This window comes from Agrobacterium tumefaciens (assembly GCA_025560025.1).
Taxonomy (GTDB): domain Bacteria; phylum Pseudomonadota; class Alphaproteobacteria; order Rhizobiales; family Rhizobiaceae; genus Agrobacterium.
Genome location: CP048486.1, coordinates 1,049,896 through 1,064,612, shown reverse-complemented (window position 1 = coordinate 1,064,612; position 14,717 = coordinate 1,049,896). Strand labels below are relative to the sequence as shown.

Below are 14,717 nucleotides of genomic sequence, written 5' to 3'. Positions count from 1 at the left end.
CTCCCTATTTCATTCCATTGCAGAATTCGGCGATGCGGGCGCAGCCTTCGGCAAGGTTTTCCATGCTGGTGGCATAGGAAAGCCGGAAGAAGGGGCTGAGGCCATAGGCCGCGCCCTGCACTGTCGCAACGTGATGTTCGGCGAGAAGCGCCATGACGAAATCGGTATCGTTCTCGATCTTCGTGCCGCCCTTCGTCGTCTTGCCGATCAGCGCGGCAATATTCGGGAAGATATAGAAGGCGCCTTCGGGCTTGTGGCAGCGAAGGCCGTCGATCTCGGCCAGCTTGCCTAGTACGAAGTCGCGACGCGTCTTGTAGATATCGGCGCGCTCCTTCAGCAGATCTTGCGGGCCGTCGAGAACCGCGACGGCGGCAGCCTGCACGATGGTCGCGACGCCGCCGCTGTTCTGGGTATTGACGTTGCTGATGGCCTTGATGAGATCTTTCGGGCCGCCGCAGAAACCGAGGCGCCAGCCGGTCATGGCATAGGCCTTCGATGCACCGTTGACTGTCAGGACACGATCATAGAGGCGCGGCTCGACTTCGGCGATGGTGCAGAATTCGAAGTCGTCATAGATCAGGTGCTCATACATGTCGTCGGTCATGATCCAGACATGCGGATGCCGCAGCATGACCTCGGCGATTTCCTTCATTTCCGCGCGCGAGCAGGCGGCGCCCGTGGGGTTGTTGGGGAAGTTGAAAAGCAGCCACTTGGTCTTCGGGGTGATGGCGGCTTCGAGATCTTCAGCGCGCAGGCGGAAACCGTTATTCTCCGGGCAAACCACCGGCACGGGCACTGCGCCCGCGAACTTCACGATATCGGCATAGCTGATCCACGACGGCGCGGGAATGACGACCTCATCGCCCGGGTCACAGGTGGCCATGATGGCGTTGAAGATGATCTGCTTGCCGCCGCCCGCCACCAGGATCTGGCTCGGATCGTAATCGAGATTATTGTCGCGCTTGAACTTCCGCTGGATCGCGGCCCGTAGCGCCGGCGTTCCGTCGGCGGGCGGATATTTCGTGTCGCCGGCAAGGGCCGCCGCATGCGCCGCCTCGACCGCGTGGGCAGGCGTCGGGAAATCCGGTTCGCCGGATGACAGGCTGATGACCTTGATGCCCTGAGCGGCGAGATCGCGGGCTTTCTGGGTCATGGCGAGCGAAGCTGACACGGTGACGTTGTTAAGGCGTTGGGCGATGGTGGGCATGGATTATTTCCGATTGTAACGGTGAAGACAGGCATCGTCGCGACGCCAGTGCATGACAAGGAGGTTACGGGAATTTTCGGCTGTTTCCCCAATACGACTTCGATGTGAGGTCATACGGGATTTTGATGCATCGCCGCCAAAATGGGGTGGGCAGTCCATATGCGTATGCGATGACCTCAGAGGAATAAAATATTATGCAGCCCGTCGGCTTAGCCCCTAAGCTTGGCGCAACAACAAGGGAACGACGCGTCGGGGCAATATTACCCAGAGAGGTAACCGGCGCGAAAATGCAGAAATATGCGACAGGCGCCGGCAAAAGACCGGATGCCTCGACAGGGAGCACACCCAGCAAATTCTAGTCATAGGGCCTGGACGATCTCGTTCGGCTCAACGCGATGCCTCGTGCCGTATTCAACGCGACGGGAGTATAGATGTCGGATATTGCGATCATGGAACCACATGCCCCGCCACGCCGTGGAGTTTCCGGCTGGAAGGCCCTCGAGCGTCGGCTGTTTTCGCCCGGCATCCTCATCCTGCCGCTGCTGATCTTTCTGCTGATCTTTTTCTTCTGGCCGGCGGTTCGGCTGATGAGCTTCAGCCTCATGACCCAGAATTCGCAGGGGCTGATCGGCTCCCCCTTCACGCTTGCCCATTATGTCAGGTTTTTCGAGGTGGATCTTTACCAGAAGGTCCTCTGGGCGACGATCCGCATCAGCCTGATCACCTCGGTTCTTGCGGCGATACTGGCCTATCCGGTCGCGACCGTTCTCGTGCGCGGCAATATCGTCATGACCCGTATCATCACGTTGATCGTGATTGCACCGCTTGCCGTTAGCGTGGTGGTACGTGCTTACGGCTGGCAGCTCATTCTTGGCAACGGTCCGACCGGCCTTCTGAATTACGTGCTGATGAATCTTGGCATCATAGACAGTCCGATGACGCTGCTGTTTTCGGATGCCGCCGTGGTTATCGGCTCCCTGCACATTTTCTTCCCGATGATGGTACTGCCGCTGTCCTCGGCTCTCGGAAAGATCGATCCGAATCTGCAGCAGGCCGCCAGAACTTTGGGCGCGCCGGCATGGAAAGTGTTCCTGCGGATTACCTTCCCGCTCAGCCTTCCCGGTCTGTTAGCGGGTTTCACGCTGGTCTTCTCTCTGGCCTCGGCATCCTACGTCATTCCCGCTCTGATCGGCGGTCCCGGCTCGCAGATGCTCGGCAACATGGTCGAACAGCAGGTTCTCGCGGTCTATGACTGGCCGTTCGGCGCCACCATCGCCACCATCCTCGTTTTCATCGTCATTCTGATCAACGCCGTCTCGATGCGGCTGCTCGGCGGGCGTCGTATCAAGGCAAGCGCGTCATGAACAACAAGCTGACCGGCACTTCCGCCATCGTCCTTTACGCGATCACCGCCGCCATGATGGTCTTCATCCTGGCTCCTATCATCCTAGTTGTCGCCATCTCGTTTTCCGACAGTTATTTCGTCACCTTCCCGCCACAGGGTTTCACCTTCCGCTGGTATGCGGCGGTAATGCAGAATGAGGAATTCACGGCTGGCCTCACCTTCAGTGCAGCACTGGCGGTGGCGACCACCATTCTGTCACTGGCGCTCGGCGTTCCGGCAGCCTTCGCACTCTCCCGTGGAAAGTTCATCGGCCGCTCGTTGATGAAGGGGCTGCTGCTTTCGCCGCTGATCTTTCCCGTGCTGGTGACCGGCCTTGCATTGCTGCAGCTTTTCTCCGGTTATGGCTGGATGGATACCAAGCTGAAGCTTCTGATCGCCCACACCGTCGTAACGTCGCCCTATGTTATCCGCACGGTGCTGACCAGTCTTCAGCTCGTTAATGTCAGCCTCGAGGAGGCGGCGCGCACGCTTGGTGCTACACGCTGGAAAACCTTCACGCGGGTGATCTTTCCGCAGATCGCGCCCGGCGTCGCCTCCGGCTCGATCTTCTGCTTCATGGTTTCTTTCGACAATTATCCCGTTTCGATGTGGCTGGCAGATTCCGCAAACCTGCCCGTGCCCATCGTTCTCTATCGCCAGATCGGCACGGTCTTCGATCCTTCGGTCGCGACCATGTCCACCATCATCATCCTTCTGGCGGTGACCGTCGTGCTCGTCCTCGACAGGCTGGTGGGTCTGCGCCGGGCAATGGCTATGTAAATCAACAACAAGAGGGGTACCGGAAATGACAGACAAGACCATCATCATGAAACGGCGCAGTTTCCTGACAGTCACCGCAGGCGCGCTCGCCACACCCTATTTCTACACCGCGGCTTCCGCACAGGACCGCACCATGTATGTCGGCGTCTACAATTCGGCGCAGGGCGGACTGATCAAGAAGGAAGTGATCCCGGCTTTCGAAAAGGAATATAAGTGCCGGGTCCTGACGACCGAAGGCGCGACGCTCGCCAATATCGCCACGCTGCGCGCCACGCGCGAAAATCCGCAATATAGCGTGATGTCGATGGACGATGTCGGCGTTCCGCAGGCCAAGGAGGAAGGCCTGATCGAACAATTGCCGATGGACGAAATCCCCAACCTCAAGAATGTCTATTCCCGTTATCTTTTCGAAGACAATTTCGGCGTCGGTTTTGCGATCTCTATCGCCGGCCTGTTCTACAATCCGACAACGGGCAAGCCGTTCGAAAGCTACGAACAGATGTTCGACAAGAAATATGCCCGCCGCATGCTTCTCAACACACCGAAGAACACCCAGAGCGTTCTGATGCTGATGGTGGCCGCCGCCCTTGCGACCGGCAAGCCGCTGAAAGAGGCGCAATATGATACCGATGCCGGCTGGGCGAAACTCGCCGAGCTGAAGCCGAACGTGCTCTCGATCTATGACGCGGAAGCGCAGACGATGATGGTGGCACAGGGCCAGGCGGATTTCGGCGGCATCGAATATTCCAAGGCGGTTTATCCGCACACCAAGAAGGGCGTGCCGCTGGACATGACCTTCCCGAAGGAAGGCGCATTCACCGGCATCAATTCCATCGCGCTGGTAAAGGGCGGGCCGCACCGCGATCTCGCGCTTGCCTATATCAACCGCATCCTCGATCCCGGTGTGCAGAAGATGCTTTCGGAAGCGACGCTGAGCGCGCCCTCCGTCAAGGGCATCGAGTTCGGCGCAGATACGGCGAAGTTCCTCGCTTATCCGGAAGCGAAGATGGAATCGCTCAACCTCTTCACGCCGGACTGGAAATACATCATTCCGCGCCGCGCCCAGTGGCTCGAAAAATACAACCAGACCTTTAACGGCTGAGGAACGCTGATGAAATCCGTAGAAGTCCGCCTGGAGAGACTGACCAAGCATTACAGCGGTCAGGTCGTTGCCGTCGATGATGTTTCGCTTACCGTCAAGGCAGGGGAAATCCTGGCGCTTCTCGGCCCGAGCGGCTGCGGGAAAACGACCTGCCTGCGCATGATTGCGGGGCTTGTCGATCCCACCTCGGGTGAAATCGTGGTCGGCGGCAAGCCGACCACGCGTACCCCGGTTCACCGCCGCAATGTTGGCATGCTTTTCCAGAACTACGCCCTGTTTCCCCACATGACCGTTGCCGAAAACGTCGCCTTCGGTCTGGAGATGCGGGGCATCTCGAAGGCTGACCGGGAAGGGCGCGTGAAGCAGGCGCTCGATCTCGTTCAGCTGCACGCCTTCGGCGACCGACTGCCGGTGCAGCTTTCCGGCGGCCAGCAGCAACGTGTGGCGCTGGCGCGTGCGCTGGTGATCGAGCCTTCGATGCTGCTCCTCGACGAACCGCTCGGTGCGCTCGACAAGGGCCTGAGGGAAAGCATGCAGGTCGAGATCCGCAGCCTGCAGCAGCGGCTTGGCCTCACCACCATCATGGTGACCCACGATCAGGACGAAGCCCTGACCATGGCGGACCAGATTGCCGTGATGCGGGATGGCAATCTCGAGCAGATCGCACCGGCCGGCGAAATCTACCAGAAGCCGCTGACCCGCTTCGTCGCGGGTTTTATCGGCGCCTCGAACTTCTTCGAGGCGAGCGTGGCGGAGCGCAATGGTCGTTCCGCAAGGCTGGTCACCGGTTCGGGCGTGCGGCTCGATGTCGAGGATATGGGGGCGGTTCAGGGCGACAAGGTCGTCGTGACCGTTCGCCCCGAAGCGATCTCGGTCTCACCGCTTGCGGTGGACGCAGGTGAAAACGCCAGCAATTCCACCACGGCGCGGGTGGAGCAGGTCGTCTATCGCGGCTTCATGCTGCATTATTACCTGCGTCTGGACAATGGCGAGCCGATGATCGCCTACCGGCAGACCCAGACGGAAGGTTTCACCAATGCCGTCAGCGCCGCTGGCGACCGGGTGAGACTGAGCTGGACGAGCGACAGCAATCACGTGATCCAGCTGAATTGATGCTTGTGCGGCCGGATCGCTCAGGCGGCCCGGCTGGCGACGGATCGAAATCCGGGCCGTATTCCATAGCCGGCAAAATTACGGCACCGCGCTCCTGACCTGGAATGCGGTGCCGTAATTTTTTGTGCTTCAGGATATGAGGCGTATGCCGCTTCAGGCGACGACTTCGCGAGCCGGCACGACGCTGCCGCCGCAGGCTTCCACTTCGCTGCGCACCGTGCGCGCAAGCTCCAGCGAGCCAGGTGTATCGCTATGAACGAGGATCGATCTGGCGCGAACGGGGATGGTCTCGCCCTCGATGGTCGTGACCGTGCCTTTTTCCAGAAACTGGCGCACGCGTGCGCGAACTTTTCCCTCTTCCTTGATGACGGAATTGGGCAGCTTGCGTGGCACGAGCTGGCCCTTCACATCATAGGCCCGGTCGGCGAGAAAGAGGTTGAGCACCTTCAGCCCGCAATCCAGCGCCGCCTTTTCGATCAGCATGTCCGGCATCGAAAAGACGATGAGATTGGGATCGACCGCCCTGATCTTTTTCATGATCCGTTCGGCAAGCGCCGCATCGCGGTTGATCATGTTGCCCATGGCGGCATGGAAACTGATATGGGAGAGCGCGACATCCTGCGCTTTCGCAATCGCCGAAAGCGCGCCGAGCTGGTAGAGAACCTGCTGTTCCATTTCTTCCGCATCGACGGGAATTTCGCGGCGGCCGAAGCCGAGACGGTCGGCGAGGCCCGGATGGGCGCCGACGCCGACGCCGTTCTGTTTAGCCAAACGCACCATGCGCGCCATCATTTCCGGATCGCCGGCATGGAAGCCGCAGGCGATATTCGCCGAAGAGACGACTTCCATAAGCTTCTCGTCGTCGCAGACCTTATAGACGCCGAAACCTTCGCCCATATCGGAATTAACATCGATCTTCATGGTTCCCTCTCCGTGTTTTTCAGGATTATCGTTTTGCGAGCGTGCCGAGTGCGCCGGTGACCAGCGGCAGGGTTTTGCGGATATCGGCGAAATAGGCGTCGATTGCCTGCTCGACCTCCAGCGCCTCGCGTACCGTTGCCTGCACGAAGCGGATGCGACTGCCGATGCGCGCCTGTCCGAGCCGCCAAAGATCGCTGTCGATGATACCGGCCATCTTCGGATAACCGCCGGCCGTGTTGGCGTCGCTCATCTGGATGATCGGCTCGCCGCCCGGCGGCACCTGAACCACACCCGGAATGACGCCATAGGAGCGCAACTCGACGGGAGCCGAAAGCATAAGTGGCGTGCCGGCAAGCCGGTAGCCGGTGCGGTCGCTCTGCGAGGTGATTTTCCAGGCCTCGGACCAGAAACGTTCCGCACCTTCGCCGAAAAGATCATGTTCGGCGGCGGGAATTGCTCTCAGCAGCAATTCGCCATTGTCGGATACCGGAAACATGTCCGGCATCGCCTCGGGAAGCTGCATGACACCGAGGCCGCTTGCCGGCAGCGCCGGTGGTGCGGATGGCAGAACGGACAGCCTGTCGCCGGTGGTGAGGTGGCGTCCTTCGTGACCGCCGAATGAGCCGCGAAGAGAAGTGCTACGCGATCCCATCACCACTGGAACGTCGATGCCGCCCTGAAGGCAGAGATAGGCCCGCGCATTTTTCAGCGGGGTCGAAAGCTCGAGGATTTGACCCTTCTCGGCCCGCACACACCAGTAAGGCGGTAAATCCGCACCATCGAGCCGTGCAGCGCAATCCGCGCCGGTTACCGCGAAGGTCAGCGCCTCTTCGAATTCGATGCGGAAAGGAAAGGTCTGGATTTCAATCGCGGCGGCATCCTCGCCGTTGCCGACGAGAATATTGCCGACCCTGAGCGCGATGGGATCCATCGCGCCCGTGGCGGTGATGCCGATATTGCGATAACCCGCGCGGCCGAGATCCTGCACGGTGTTCAGCGGCCCGCAGGCAAGAATATGGATCATAGTTCGATCCTTTCGGGAAGGAAACGAACGCGGTCACCGGGCGCCAGCACCGCCGGCTGTTCGGCGGTGGCGTCGAACATGGTGATTTCGGTGAAGCCCAGCGAGTTCCAGCCATTCGGTCCGGTCAGAACCGAGATGCCGGACTGCATGCCGCCGATCGTCACCATGCCCTTCAACATGCGCAGCGACGGAACTTTTTTGCGCGGCATGAAAATGCGTGGGTCGAGACCGCCGAGATAACCGAAGCCCGGCGCGCTGCCGACGGCGAAAACCGTATAGGTACGCTCGAAGTGAAGGCGCACGACCTCCTTATCGGGCAAGCCGGAATAGTCGCAGATCGCCGCAAGGTCGATGGCGTGTTCGCCGCCATAGGTCGTCGGCACTTCGATGGTCTTGCCCAGAAGATCGAGTTCCGCCGTCCTTTGCCAGATGTCGAGAAGCTCATCCTGCAGATGCCCGGCATCTTCAGGCGTGCCGCGCAGCACGATCAGCAGGTTGGTCATGCCGGGTATGAGTTCCAGCACCTCGGGGCGGTCCTTCAATGCGCGCGTCAGCGCCCAGATGCGCCTCTGGGCGGGCAGGTCCAGCTCGCCGGGCGCTTCGATCAGAAACGTTTTGTTGCCGATCATCGAGATTTTCGGCAGGCCCAGATGGGCGGGGGTGACGTGGGGTGTTTTCAGCGGGAGGTTGCTCATCGACGTCACCATCATGTTTCGGTCTTGAGAAGGGTGGAGCCATAGCCGACAAGCGCACCGGCTTCCGTCACGATTTCGCCGACGGTGCCGGCTTTTTCGGCGATGATCGGAACAAGCACGGGTCCGGCCGCGATGAATGCGACGATCTCGCCTTTCGCTACGGATTGTCCTGTCTGAACCGCCCGATCGGGGCGCTGCGGATGCGCAGGCGTGAAGATGCCGGCCATCGGTGCACGGGCAAGAATATCCCCCGCCTTTACCGGCGCTTTGGCCGCTTCAATGGGCCGCTGTGCGGCAGGGGCCTGACCGCCTGCCATGGCGACGATCTTCAATGATCCATCCGGCGTCTCTATTTCAATGGCGGAAACGTTGTTGCGTTCGAGGTGAGCGGCAAGATCGGCAATCGTGCCGGGCTCGCTGTAGCGGGATATGGAAACAGGCTGTCGCTTCACTGTGCACTCCGCGCTGCAAGCCAATGCTCGAGGTAATGAATATCCGTGCCGCCTTCGGAAAAGGCCGGGTCCTGCAATATTTCCCGGTGCAGCGGCAGGTTGGTGGAAACGCCTTCGATGCGCATTTCGCCAAGCGCGCGCCGCATGCGCAGGATCGCCTGTTCGCGGGTCGGCGCATGGACGATGAGCTTGGCGATCAGCGAATCGTAATGAGCCGAAACCCGATAACCCGCCGTCACATGGGTATCGACCCGAACGCCGGGGCCGCCCGGCAAGTGCAGAGCCGTGATCAGGCCGGGGCAGGGAATGAAGCTATAGGGGTCTTCGGCATTGATGCGGCATTCGATCGAATGGCCTTCGCAGACGATATCCTCCTGCGAAATCTCGAGCGGATGGCCGAGAGCGACGAGAAGCTGCTGGCGCACCAGATCCACGCCCGAGGTCATTTCCGTGACCGGATGTTCGACCTGCAGGCGGGTATTCATCTCGATGAAATAAAATTCGCCATTCTCGTAAAGAAACTCGAAGGTGCCGACCCCGCGATAACCGATCTGGCGGCAGGCTTCGACGCAGCGATTGCCGACGAAAGCCGCGACATCGGGCGGGATGCCGATGGCCGGACCTTCTTCGACGACCTTCTGGTGGCGGCGCTGCATGGAACAATCGCGCAGCCCCACCCAGACCCCGCCGCCCTGACCATCGCAGAGAACCTGAATTTCGACATGGCGCGGATGTTCGAGGAATTTCTCGATATAGAGTTCCGGTGTCCCGAAGGCCCGGCTTGCCTCCTCGCGCGTGACGAGAACGGCATCCTGAAGGGTGGAGGCCTCGTGCACGACACGCATGCCGCGCCCGCCGCCGCCGCCGGCCGCTTTGACGATGACGGGATAGCCGATTTCGGCGGCGATTTTGGAGACTTCGGCCATGTCATCCGGCAGGGCGGAATCGGGACCGGGAACGCAGGGCACACCGGCCTCCATCATTGCCCGCTTCGCCGCGATCTTGTCGCCCATGGTGCGGATGGCGTCGGCGCGCGGGCCGATGAAGACCGCCCCCGCCGCCTCTACGGCTTCCGAAAAAGACGCTCTTTCGGACAGAAAACCATAACCGGGATGAACCGCACCGGCGCCGGTCAGCTCCATCGCAAGCAGTATGGCCGGCGCGTTGAGATAGCTCTGGCCGGGAGAGGCCGGGCCGATGCAAATGGCGGTATCGGCCGCCTTCAGATAATCCGCATCCTTATCGGCTTCCGAATAGATCATGACGGTCTTCAGGCCAAGTTCACGGCAAGCGCGCTGCACCCGCAAGGCAATCTCGCCGCGATTGGCGATCAGCACGCTGTCGAATGTTCTTGGCTCAGCCACCTTTGGGAGTGTCGCGTCCATCATTCGAACTCCAGCACCGGCTGTCCAAGTTCGATGTCTTCGCCGTCATTGGCGATAAATCTGGCGATCCTGCCGCTTCGTTCGGCCCTCACGGTGTTGAACACTTTCATCGCCTCGATGATGAAGAGTTCCTGTCCTTGCCTGACCTCGTCACCGGCTTCGGCGAAAGGCGCCGCACCCGGGCTCGGGGCGCGATGGAAAAGGCCGAATGAGGGTGCTGCGACGATGCCGGATGACGCCGGTGCGGCTGCGGCGGATGCCGGCGCCTGTTCTTCGGCGCGGGGTGTCTCGGATGCCGTTTCGGCTACCGCAACGGGAAGGGGCTGCGATGATGGCGCCTGCGGTGAAACGGCATTGTTTTCGCGGATGATCCGGACCGTGGTTCCCTCCTGGCTCACGGTCAATTCGGACACTCGCGAAGAGCCGACGAACTCGATCAGTTTCTTGATCTTTTCCAGATCCATATTGGTTTCCAACGTCTTTTTTGTCCCCACGGCGGCAGGCGGGCGGAGCGGAATCCGCACCCTGTCCATCAGCAATAGCTACCATGGGGGCGGGATTGATGGGGTCAGACGAAGTTCCTATGGACATTGCTTTCCGGTTTGATATCCCGCCGCCACGTGATGAAACGGTTCAAAGACGTCCGAAGGAACGAACCATGGATTCCCGCAAAGGCATTCTCCTCAAAATCTCCGCTGCGCTTGCTCTGGTGCTGATGGGCGCCTGCATCAGCAGCCTCAGGGGTGAGATACCCATCGGGCAGGTGGTCTTTTTCAGATCGGCGGTGGCCATGTTGCCGCTCTGTCTGTGGATGGCGGCGCAGGGTGGTTTGCGAAGGCAGGTGGCAACCAGCCATATTGGCGGCCATCTGGTGCGGAGTTTTTCCGGCACTGGCGGCATGGTCTTCAGCTATCTGGCGCTCGCCTATATTCCGCTGGCCGACGCGACGGCCATCAGCTACGCGACACCGCTCTTCACCGTCATTCTGGCGGTGCTGCTTCTCAAGGAAGTTGTCAGGATTTACCGCTGGACGGCGGTGGTCGTCGGGCTCTGCGGCATCGTGCTGATCCTGTCGCCGCATTTTTCCTTCGATGTTTCGGATGCCGCCTCCGGTTCCGGCATCGCCATGCTCGGCGGTCTGTTCGGTCTGGCGGCGGCTCTTTTCTCCGCTATATCGATGATCCAGATCCGGCATCTGACGCAGACGGAAAATACCGGCGCAATCATCTTCTATTTCACCCTGCTCACCACCGTCATCGGCTTTGCCAGCATTGGCATGGGCTGGAAAATGCCGACCGCGTGGCAATGGACCCTGTTGATCGGCACCGGTCTCATTGGCGGTATCGCGCAGATACTGGTGACGCTCAGCCTGCGTTATGCCGAGGCCTCGCTGCTGGCGCCGTTCGATTACACCACGATGATCTGGGCGCTGTTGATCGGTTATGCCTTCATGGATCAGGTTCCGGCCCTGACGACCATTCTGGGGGCTTCCATCGTGGTTGCCGCTGGCTTGTTCACGCTGTGGCGGGAAAGGCGGCTGCACAAAAAGCGCGTCACGGAACAGCTGACGCTGTCGGCTCCCTGACGGCCTGTTTCGCCAGCCGGTTTTCGCGCCACATGGCGAAAAGCCCGGCGGCGATGACAGTCAAGGCGCCAACGATGGTCGCGCCCGTCGGCACTTCGGCCATGAAGAGATAACCGAGGGCGATTGCCCATATCATCGTCGTATAGTCGAACGGCGCCAGCAGCGAGGCCTGGGCGTGGCGCAGGCTCAGCGTCATGGCGATCTGGCCGATGCCGCCGGCAAGGCCGCCGCCGGCGAGCAGCAGGAACTGGTGAAAATCCGGCATCTTCCATCCAAATCCGAGCGTGGCGAGGCCGGCCACGACACCCGTCAGCGTATAGATGAGAACGATGCGCGACGGCTTTTCGATGCTGTTCAGATGGCGGACGGCGATGGAGGAAAAGGCCGCGCAAAGCGCACCGGTCAGCGCCAGTGCGGTTCCGATCATCGCGACGCTGTCGATTTGAGCGGGGCCTGAGGCGGCATCGAAAATCAGTTTCGGCGACAGCGTGATGAAGACGCCGATGAAACCGGTGAGCACGGCGGACCAGCGGTATATCCGCACTTTTTCGCCTAGAAGCAGCGCCGCCAGCATGATGGTGAAAAGCGGTGTCGTGTAGCTCAGCACCGTCACATTCACCAGCGGCAGATAGGCGAGTGCCAGAAAGCCGAAGAACATGCCGCCAAGCCCGGCCGAACTGCCCGCGAGCAGGCGCCCGATATTCCTCGCGGCCGGCACGCTTATCCGCTCCGAGGAGGCGATGAACCAGAGACAGAGGGGAATGAGGGCAAAAAATCCCCGGCAGAAGACGACTTCGCCGACGGGGATCGCCCCGTCCAGGCCCTTCACGCAGGCGGACATGACTGTGAATGCCAGCATGGCCGTCAGCTTGAGCAAAATTCCGGTCTTAGGATTCATCCCGCTCCCCATCGCAGCCCAAACCGTGTCATGGGGAAGAAGCGGAGAAAAGCCTTAGCCGGCTGTCATAAGAATCTTGTCTTACCCCATCACTTCCTTGAAGGCCGGCAGGACCGCCGGACGGCGCTTTTCCCCTAGGCCCGCGCGGTGATTTGGTGTCATGATCGCAACTCGAACCGGCGGGAGGTTTAAGCGGGCATGTTGGATTTGCGCAGGCTGCGATATCTGGTCGCGATTGCCGATTGCGGCTCCATGTCGGCGGCGGCGCGGCAATTGGGGATAGCCCAGCCGGCGCTCAGCCATCACATTACGGAACTGGAGCGGCTGGTGGGTTTTCCCGTGCTGCACCGGCTGGCGCGCGGGGTGAAGGCGACGGAAAAGGGTGAAGTCCTGCTTTCCCATGCGCGGGAGATTACCGAGAAGGTGCGGCAGGCGGAAGCGGAAATCCGGGCCATGGCCTATCTGGATGAGCGGGTGATCCGGCTGAGCCTCATCCCCTCCTGGGCCACGGCGTTTGCGCCGAGCATCATCAGCGAGGTTGCCGCTTCGATGCCCAAGGTTTCGCTGCGGCTGATAGAGGCGCGCAATGACGAATCCCTGCGGCTCATTCGTCTCGGCAAGGTGGATATGGCCGTTGCGCTGGTCGGTGCGGAGGACAAGGCCGACGATCTTATCGTCAAGGAGAGCCTGTTTGCCGTTTCTTCAAGGCCTATCGGCCGGTCGATGCCGCTTGAGGCTGCAGCAGGGCTCAACCTGATCCTGCCGCCGAAGGACAATCCACTGCGCATATCGATCGACGAGGCCGCCGCCCGTGCCGGCATAACACTGAACGTGACCATGGAGATCGACGGGCAGGATACGATCAAACGCGCCGTCAGCGCCGGTATCGGTGCGACGATCCTGTCATGGAATTCGGTGCAGCAGGAGCAGGAGGCCGGTCAGCTTCAGGCCGCCCATATTACCGAGCCCGTCATTTATCGCTCCATCCATCTGCTGAAGGGCAGGGAGGTGGATGAGCGAACGTTCAGGCTGTTCCGCGACCTTTTGCGGGCTGTCGCAAGACGCGAGCCGGGCATTTAACCCATAAACGATCTGTATGGGTAAATTGAAAACTCGGTATTTGTATTGTTGATGGCTTCTTCCTAGCCTCCCCGGTGAAAGCGTATCGGGGAGGAAAAGATATGCGTTTGAAGACATCTCTGTTTGGCATGCTGGCGGCGGCGGGAATGCTGGCTGCGGGAGGGGCGGTGGCGGAATATCCGGAGCGGCCGGTGACGCTCGTCATCGGTTATCCGGCCGGCGGCGGGACCGATATCCAGTCGCGGGCGCTGGTGCCCTATCTTGAAAAATATCTCGGCACATCCGTTGTGGTGGAAAACCGCGAAGGCGCCGGCGGGTTGATCGGAGCGACCTATATCGCCAATGCGAAGCCTGACGGTTACACCATCGGAGCGCTGAATTTCCCGTCGATGTATTCGCCGATCGTGCAGGGCAATGCCAGCTACAAGGAAGAGGCCTTCACGCCGCTCGCAAACCAGATCGGCGGCGATCTGGCGCTGACGGTCAACAAGGTATCGCCGATCAAGACCGCCAGGGAATTCGTGGAGGCGGCCAAGGGGAACCCGGTCGTCGTCGGTGTGACGGGCATCGGCCATCCGAGCCAGATCACCGCTTTGCTGTTCGAAGAGGCGGCGGGCGTGAAGCTCAATTTCGTGCCATTCAATGGTGGCGGGCCGGCACGGCTTGCCATGCTCGGCAACCACGTCACGCTCGGTTTCATGAACCTCAACGAGGTCTTTGCCGACAATCGTTCCGGCGCGCTGCGTGTGCTTGCGACCTCCGGTGCCGAGCGTTCGCCGCTTTCGCCTGATGTGCCGACCTTCAAGGAAGCCGGCTACAATGTTCAGTTCAGCCTGCTGGCGGGCTTCGGCGCGCCGAAGGGCTTGCCGGCGGATGTGGAGGCGAGGCTGGTCGATGCTTTCCAGAAGGCGCTGAAGGACCCGGACTATCTTGCCGATGCCAAAAAGCGCGAGCTGACGATGCTGCCGCTGACACAGGCCGAATTTGCCGAGGCGCTCAAGAAGGGCAACGCCAATCTGGCCGAGCTCTGGAAAAGCAAGCCCTGGACAAAATAAGCGGCCGGTACCGACCGCTTCTCTCATCCCCAATGA

Annotated in this window: 15 protein-coding genes; 7 read left to right on the top strand and 8 right to left on the bottom strand. The window is 60.6% G+C overall.

Translation table 11 applies throughout. The annotated features are described in order from the left end of the window. Positions 1–4: 4 nt before the first annotated feature. The gene (locus tag FY152_18850; protein UXS34208.1) at positions 5–1,207 is read right to left on the bottom strand and encodes a pyridoxal phosphate-dependent aminotransferase; all 1,203 of its coding nucleotides are present in this window, start codon (positions 1,205–1,207) and stop codon (positions 5–7) included. A gap of 431 nt (positions 1,208–1,638) precedes the next feature. Here FY152_18850 and FY152_18845 point away from each other — a divergent pair, with 431 nt between their 5' ends. Genes FY152_18845 through FY152_18830 form a run of 4 tightly spaced genes read left to right on the top strand, consistent with a single transcriptional unit; the run spans position 1,639 to position 5,586 of the window. Then, positions 1,639–2,571: an ABC transporter permease gene (locus tag FY152_18845; GenBank protein ID UXS34207.1), complete on the top strand. Its 933-nt coding sequence runs from the start codon at positions 1,639–1,641 to the stop codon at positions 2,569–2,571. Continuing rightward, positions 2,568–3,371 (top strand): ABC transporter permease, encoded by an 804-nt coding sequence (locus tag FY152_18840; protein UXS34206.1) that lies wholly within the window; start codon positions 2,568–2,570, stop codon positions 3,369–3,371. Before FY152_18845 ends, FY152_18840 begins: the two co-directional genes overlap by 4 nt. Positions 3,372–3,396: 25 nt before the next feature. Further along, positions 3,397–4,473 (top strand): ABC transporter substrate-binding protein, encoded by a 1,077-nt coding sequence (locus tag FY152_18835; protein ID UXS34205.1) that lies wholly within the window; start codon positions 3,397–3,399, stop codon positions 4,471–4,473. Positions 4,474–4,482: 9 nt separating this feature from the next. Continuing rightward, positions 4,483–5,586 (top strand): ABC transporter ATP-binding protein, encoded by a 1,104-nt coding sequence (locus FY152_18830; GenBank protein UXS34204.1) that lies wholly within the window; start codon positions 4,483–4,485, stop codon positions 5,584–5,586. Between the two features lie 153 nt (positions 5,587–5,739). Here FY152_18830 and FY152_18825 read toward each other — a convergent pair whose 3' ends face one another. From FY152_18825 to accB, 6 genes are read right to left on the bottom strand one after another with little or no spacing between them, the layout of a single operon-like run. Continuing rightward, entirely contained in the window at positions 5,740–6,507 is a 768-nt protein-coding gene (locus FY152_18825; GenBank protein ID UXS34203.1) for a LamB/YcsF family protein, read from the bottom strand. A gap of 25 nt (positions 6,508–6,532) precedes the next feature. Continuing rightward, the gene (locus tag FY152_18820) at positions 6,533–7,531 is read right to left on the bottom strand and encodes a biotin-dependent carboxyltransferase family protein (protein UXS34202.1); all 999 of its coding nucleotides are present in this window, start codon (positions 7,529–7,531) and stop codon (positions 6,533–6,535) included. After that, entirely contained in the window at positions 7,528–8,241 is a 714-nt protein-coding gene (gene pxpB / locus FY152_18815) for a 5-oxoprolinase subunit PxpB (GenBank protein ID UXS34201.1), read from the bottom strand. Before pxpB ends, FY152_18820 begins: the two co-directional genes overlap by 4 nt. After that, positions 8,238–8,678 carry a hypothetical protein gene (locus FY152_18810; protein UXS34200.1) on the bottom strand — a complete coding sequence of 147 codons (441 nt, stop codon included), beginning with the start codon at positions 8,676–8,678 and terminating at the stop codon, positions 8,238–8,240. Before FY152_18810 ends, pxpB begins: the two co-directional genes overlap by 4 nt. Next, positions 8,675–10,066 (bottom strand): acetyl-CoA carboxylase biotin carboxylase subunit, encoded by a 1,392-nt coding sequence (gene accC, locus FY152_18805; GenBank protein UXS34199.1) that lies wholly within the window; start codon positions 10,064–10,066, stop codon positions 8,675–8,677. Before accC ends, FY152_18810 begins: the two co-directional genes overlap by 4 nt. Beyond that, positions 10,063–10,527, bottom strand: a complete 465-nt coding sequence (gene accB / locus FY152_18800) for an acetyl-CoA carboxylase biotin carboxyl carrier protein (GenBank protein UXS34198.1) — start codon at positions 10,525–10,527, stop codon at positions 10,063–10,065. The genes accC and accB overlap by 4 nt, the downstream gene beginning before the upstream one ends. A 194-nt stretch (positions 10,528–10,721) precedes the next feature. Between accB and FY152_18795 the strand changes: the two genes are divergently transcribed. Beyond that, positions 10,722–11,648 carry a DMT family transporter gene (locus FY152_18795; GenBank protein ID UXS34197.1) on the top strand — a complete coding sequence of 309 codons (927 nt, stop codon included), beginning with the start codon at positions 10,722–10,724 and terminating at the stop codon, positions 11,646–11,648. Here the strand turns inward: FY152_18795 and FY152_18790 are convergent. After that, the gene (locus FY152_18790; protein UXS34196.1) at positions 11,617–12,546 is read right to left on the bottom strand and encodes a DMT family transporter; all 930 of its coding nucleotides are present in this window, start codon (positions 12,544–12,546) and stop codon (positions 11,617–11,619) included. The genes FY152_18795 and FY152_18790 overlap by 32 nt on opposite strands. Positions 12,547–12,744: 198 nt before the next feature. On the opposite strand from FY152_18790, the gene FY152_18785 reads away from it, so the two are divergent. Beyond that, positions 12,745–13,626 (top strand): LysR family transcriptional regulator, encoded by an 882-nt coding sequence (locus tag FY152_18785; GenBank protein UXS34195.1) that lies wholly within the window; start codon positions 12,745–12,747, stop codon positions 13,624–13,626. A gap of 101 nt (positions 13,627–13,727) precedes the next feature. After that, positions 13,728–14,681, top strand: a complete 954-nt coding sequence (locus tag FY152_18780; GenBank protein UXS34194.1) for a tripartite tricarboxylate transporter substrate binding protein — start codon at positions 13,728–13,730, stop codon at positions 14,679–14,681. The last annotated feature ends 36 nt before the right edge of the window (positions 14,682–14,717 follow it).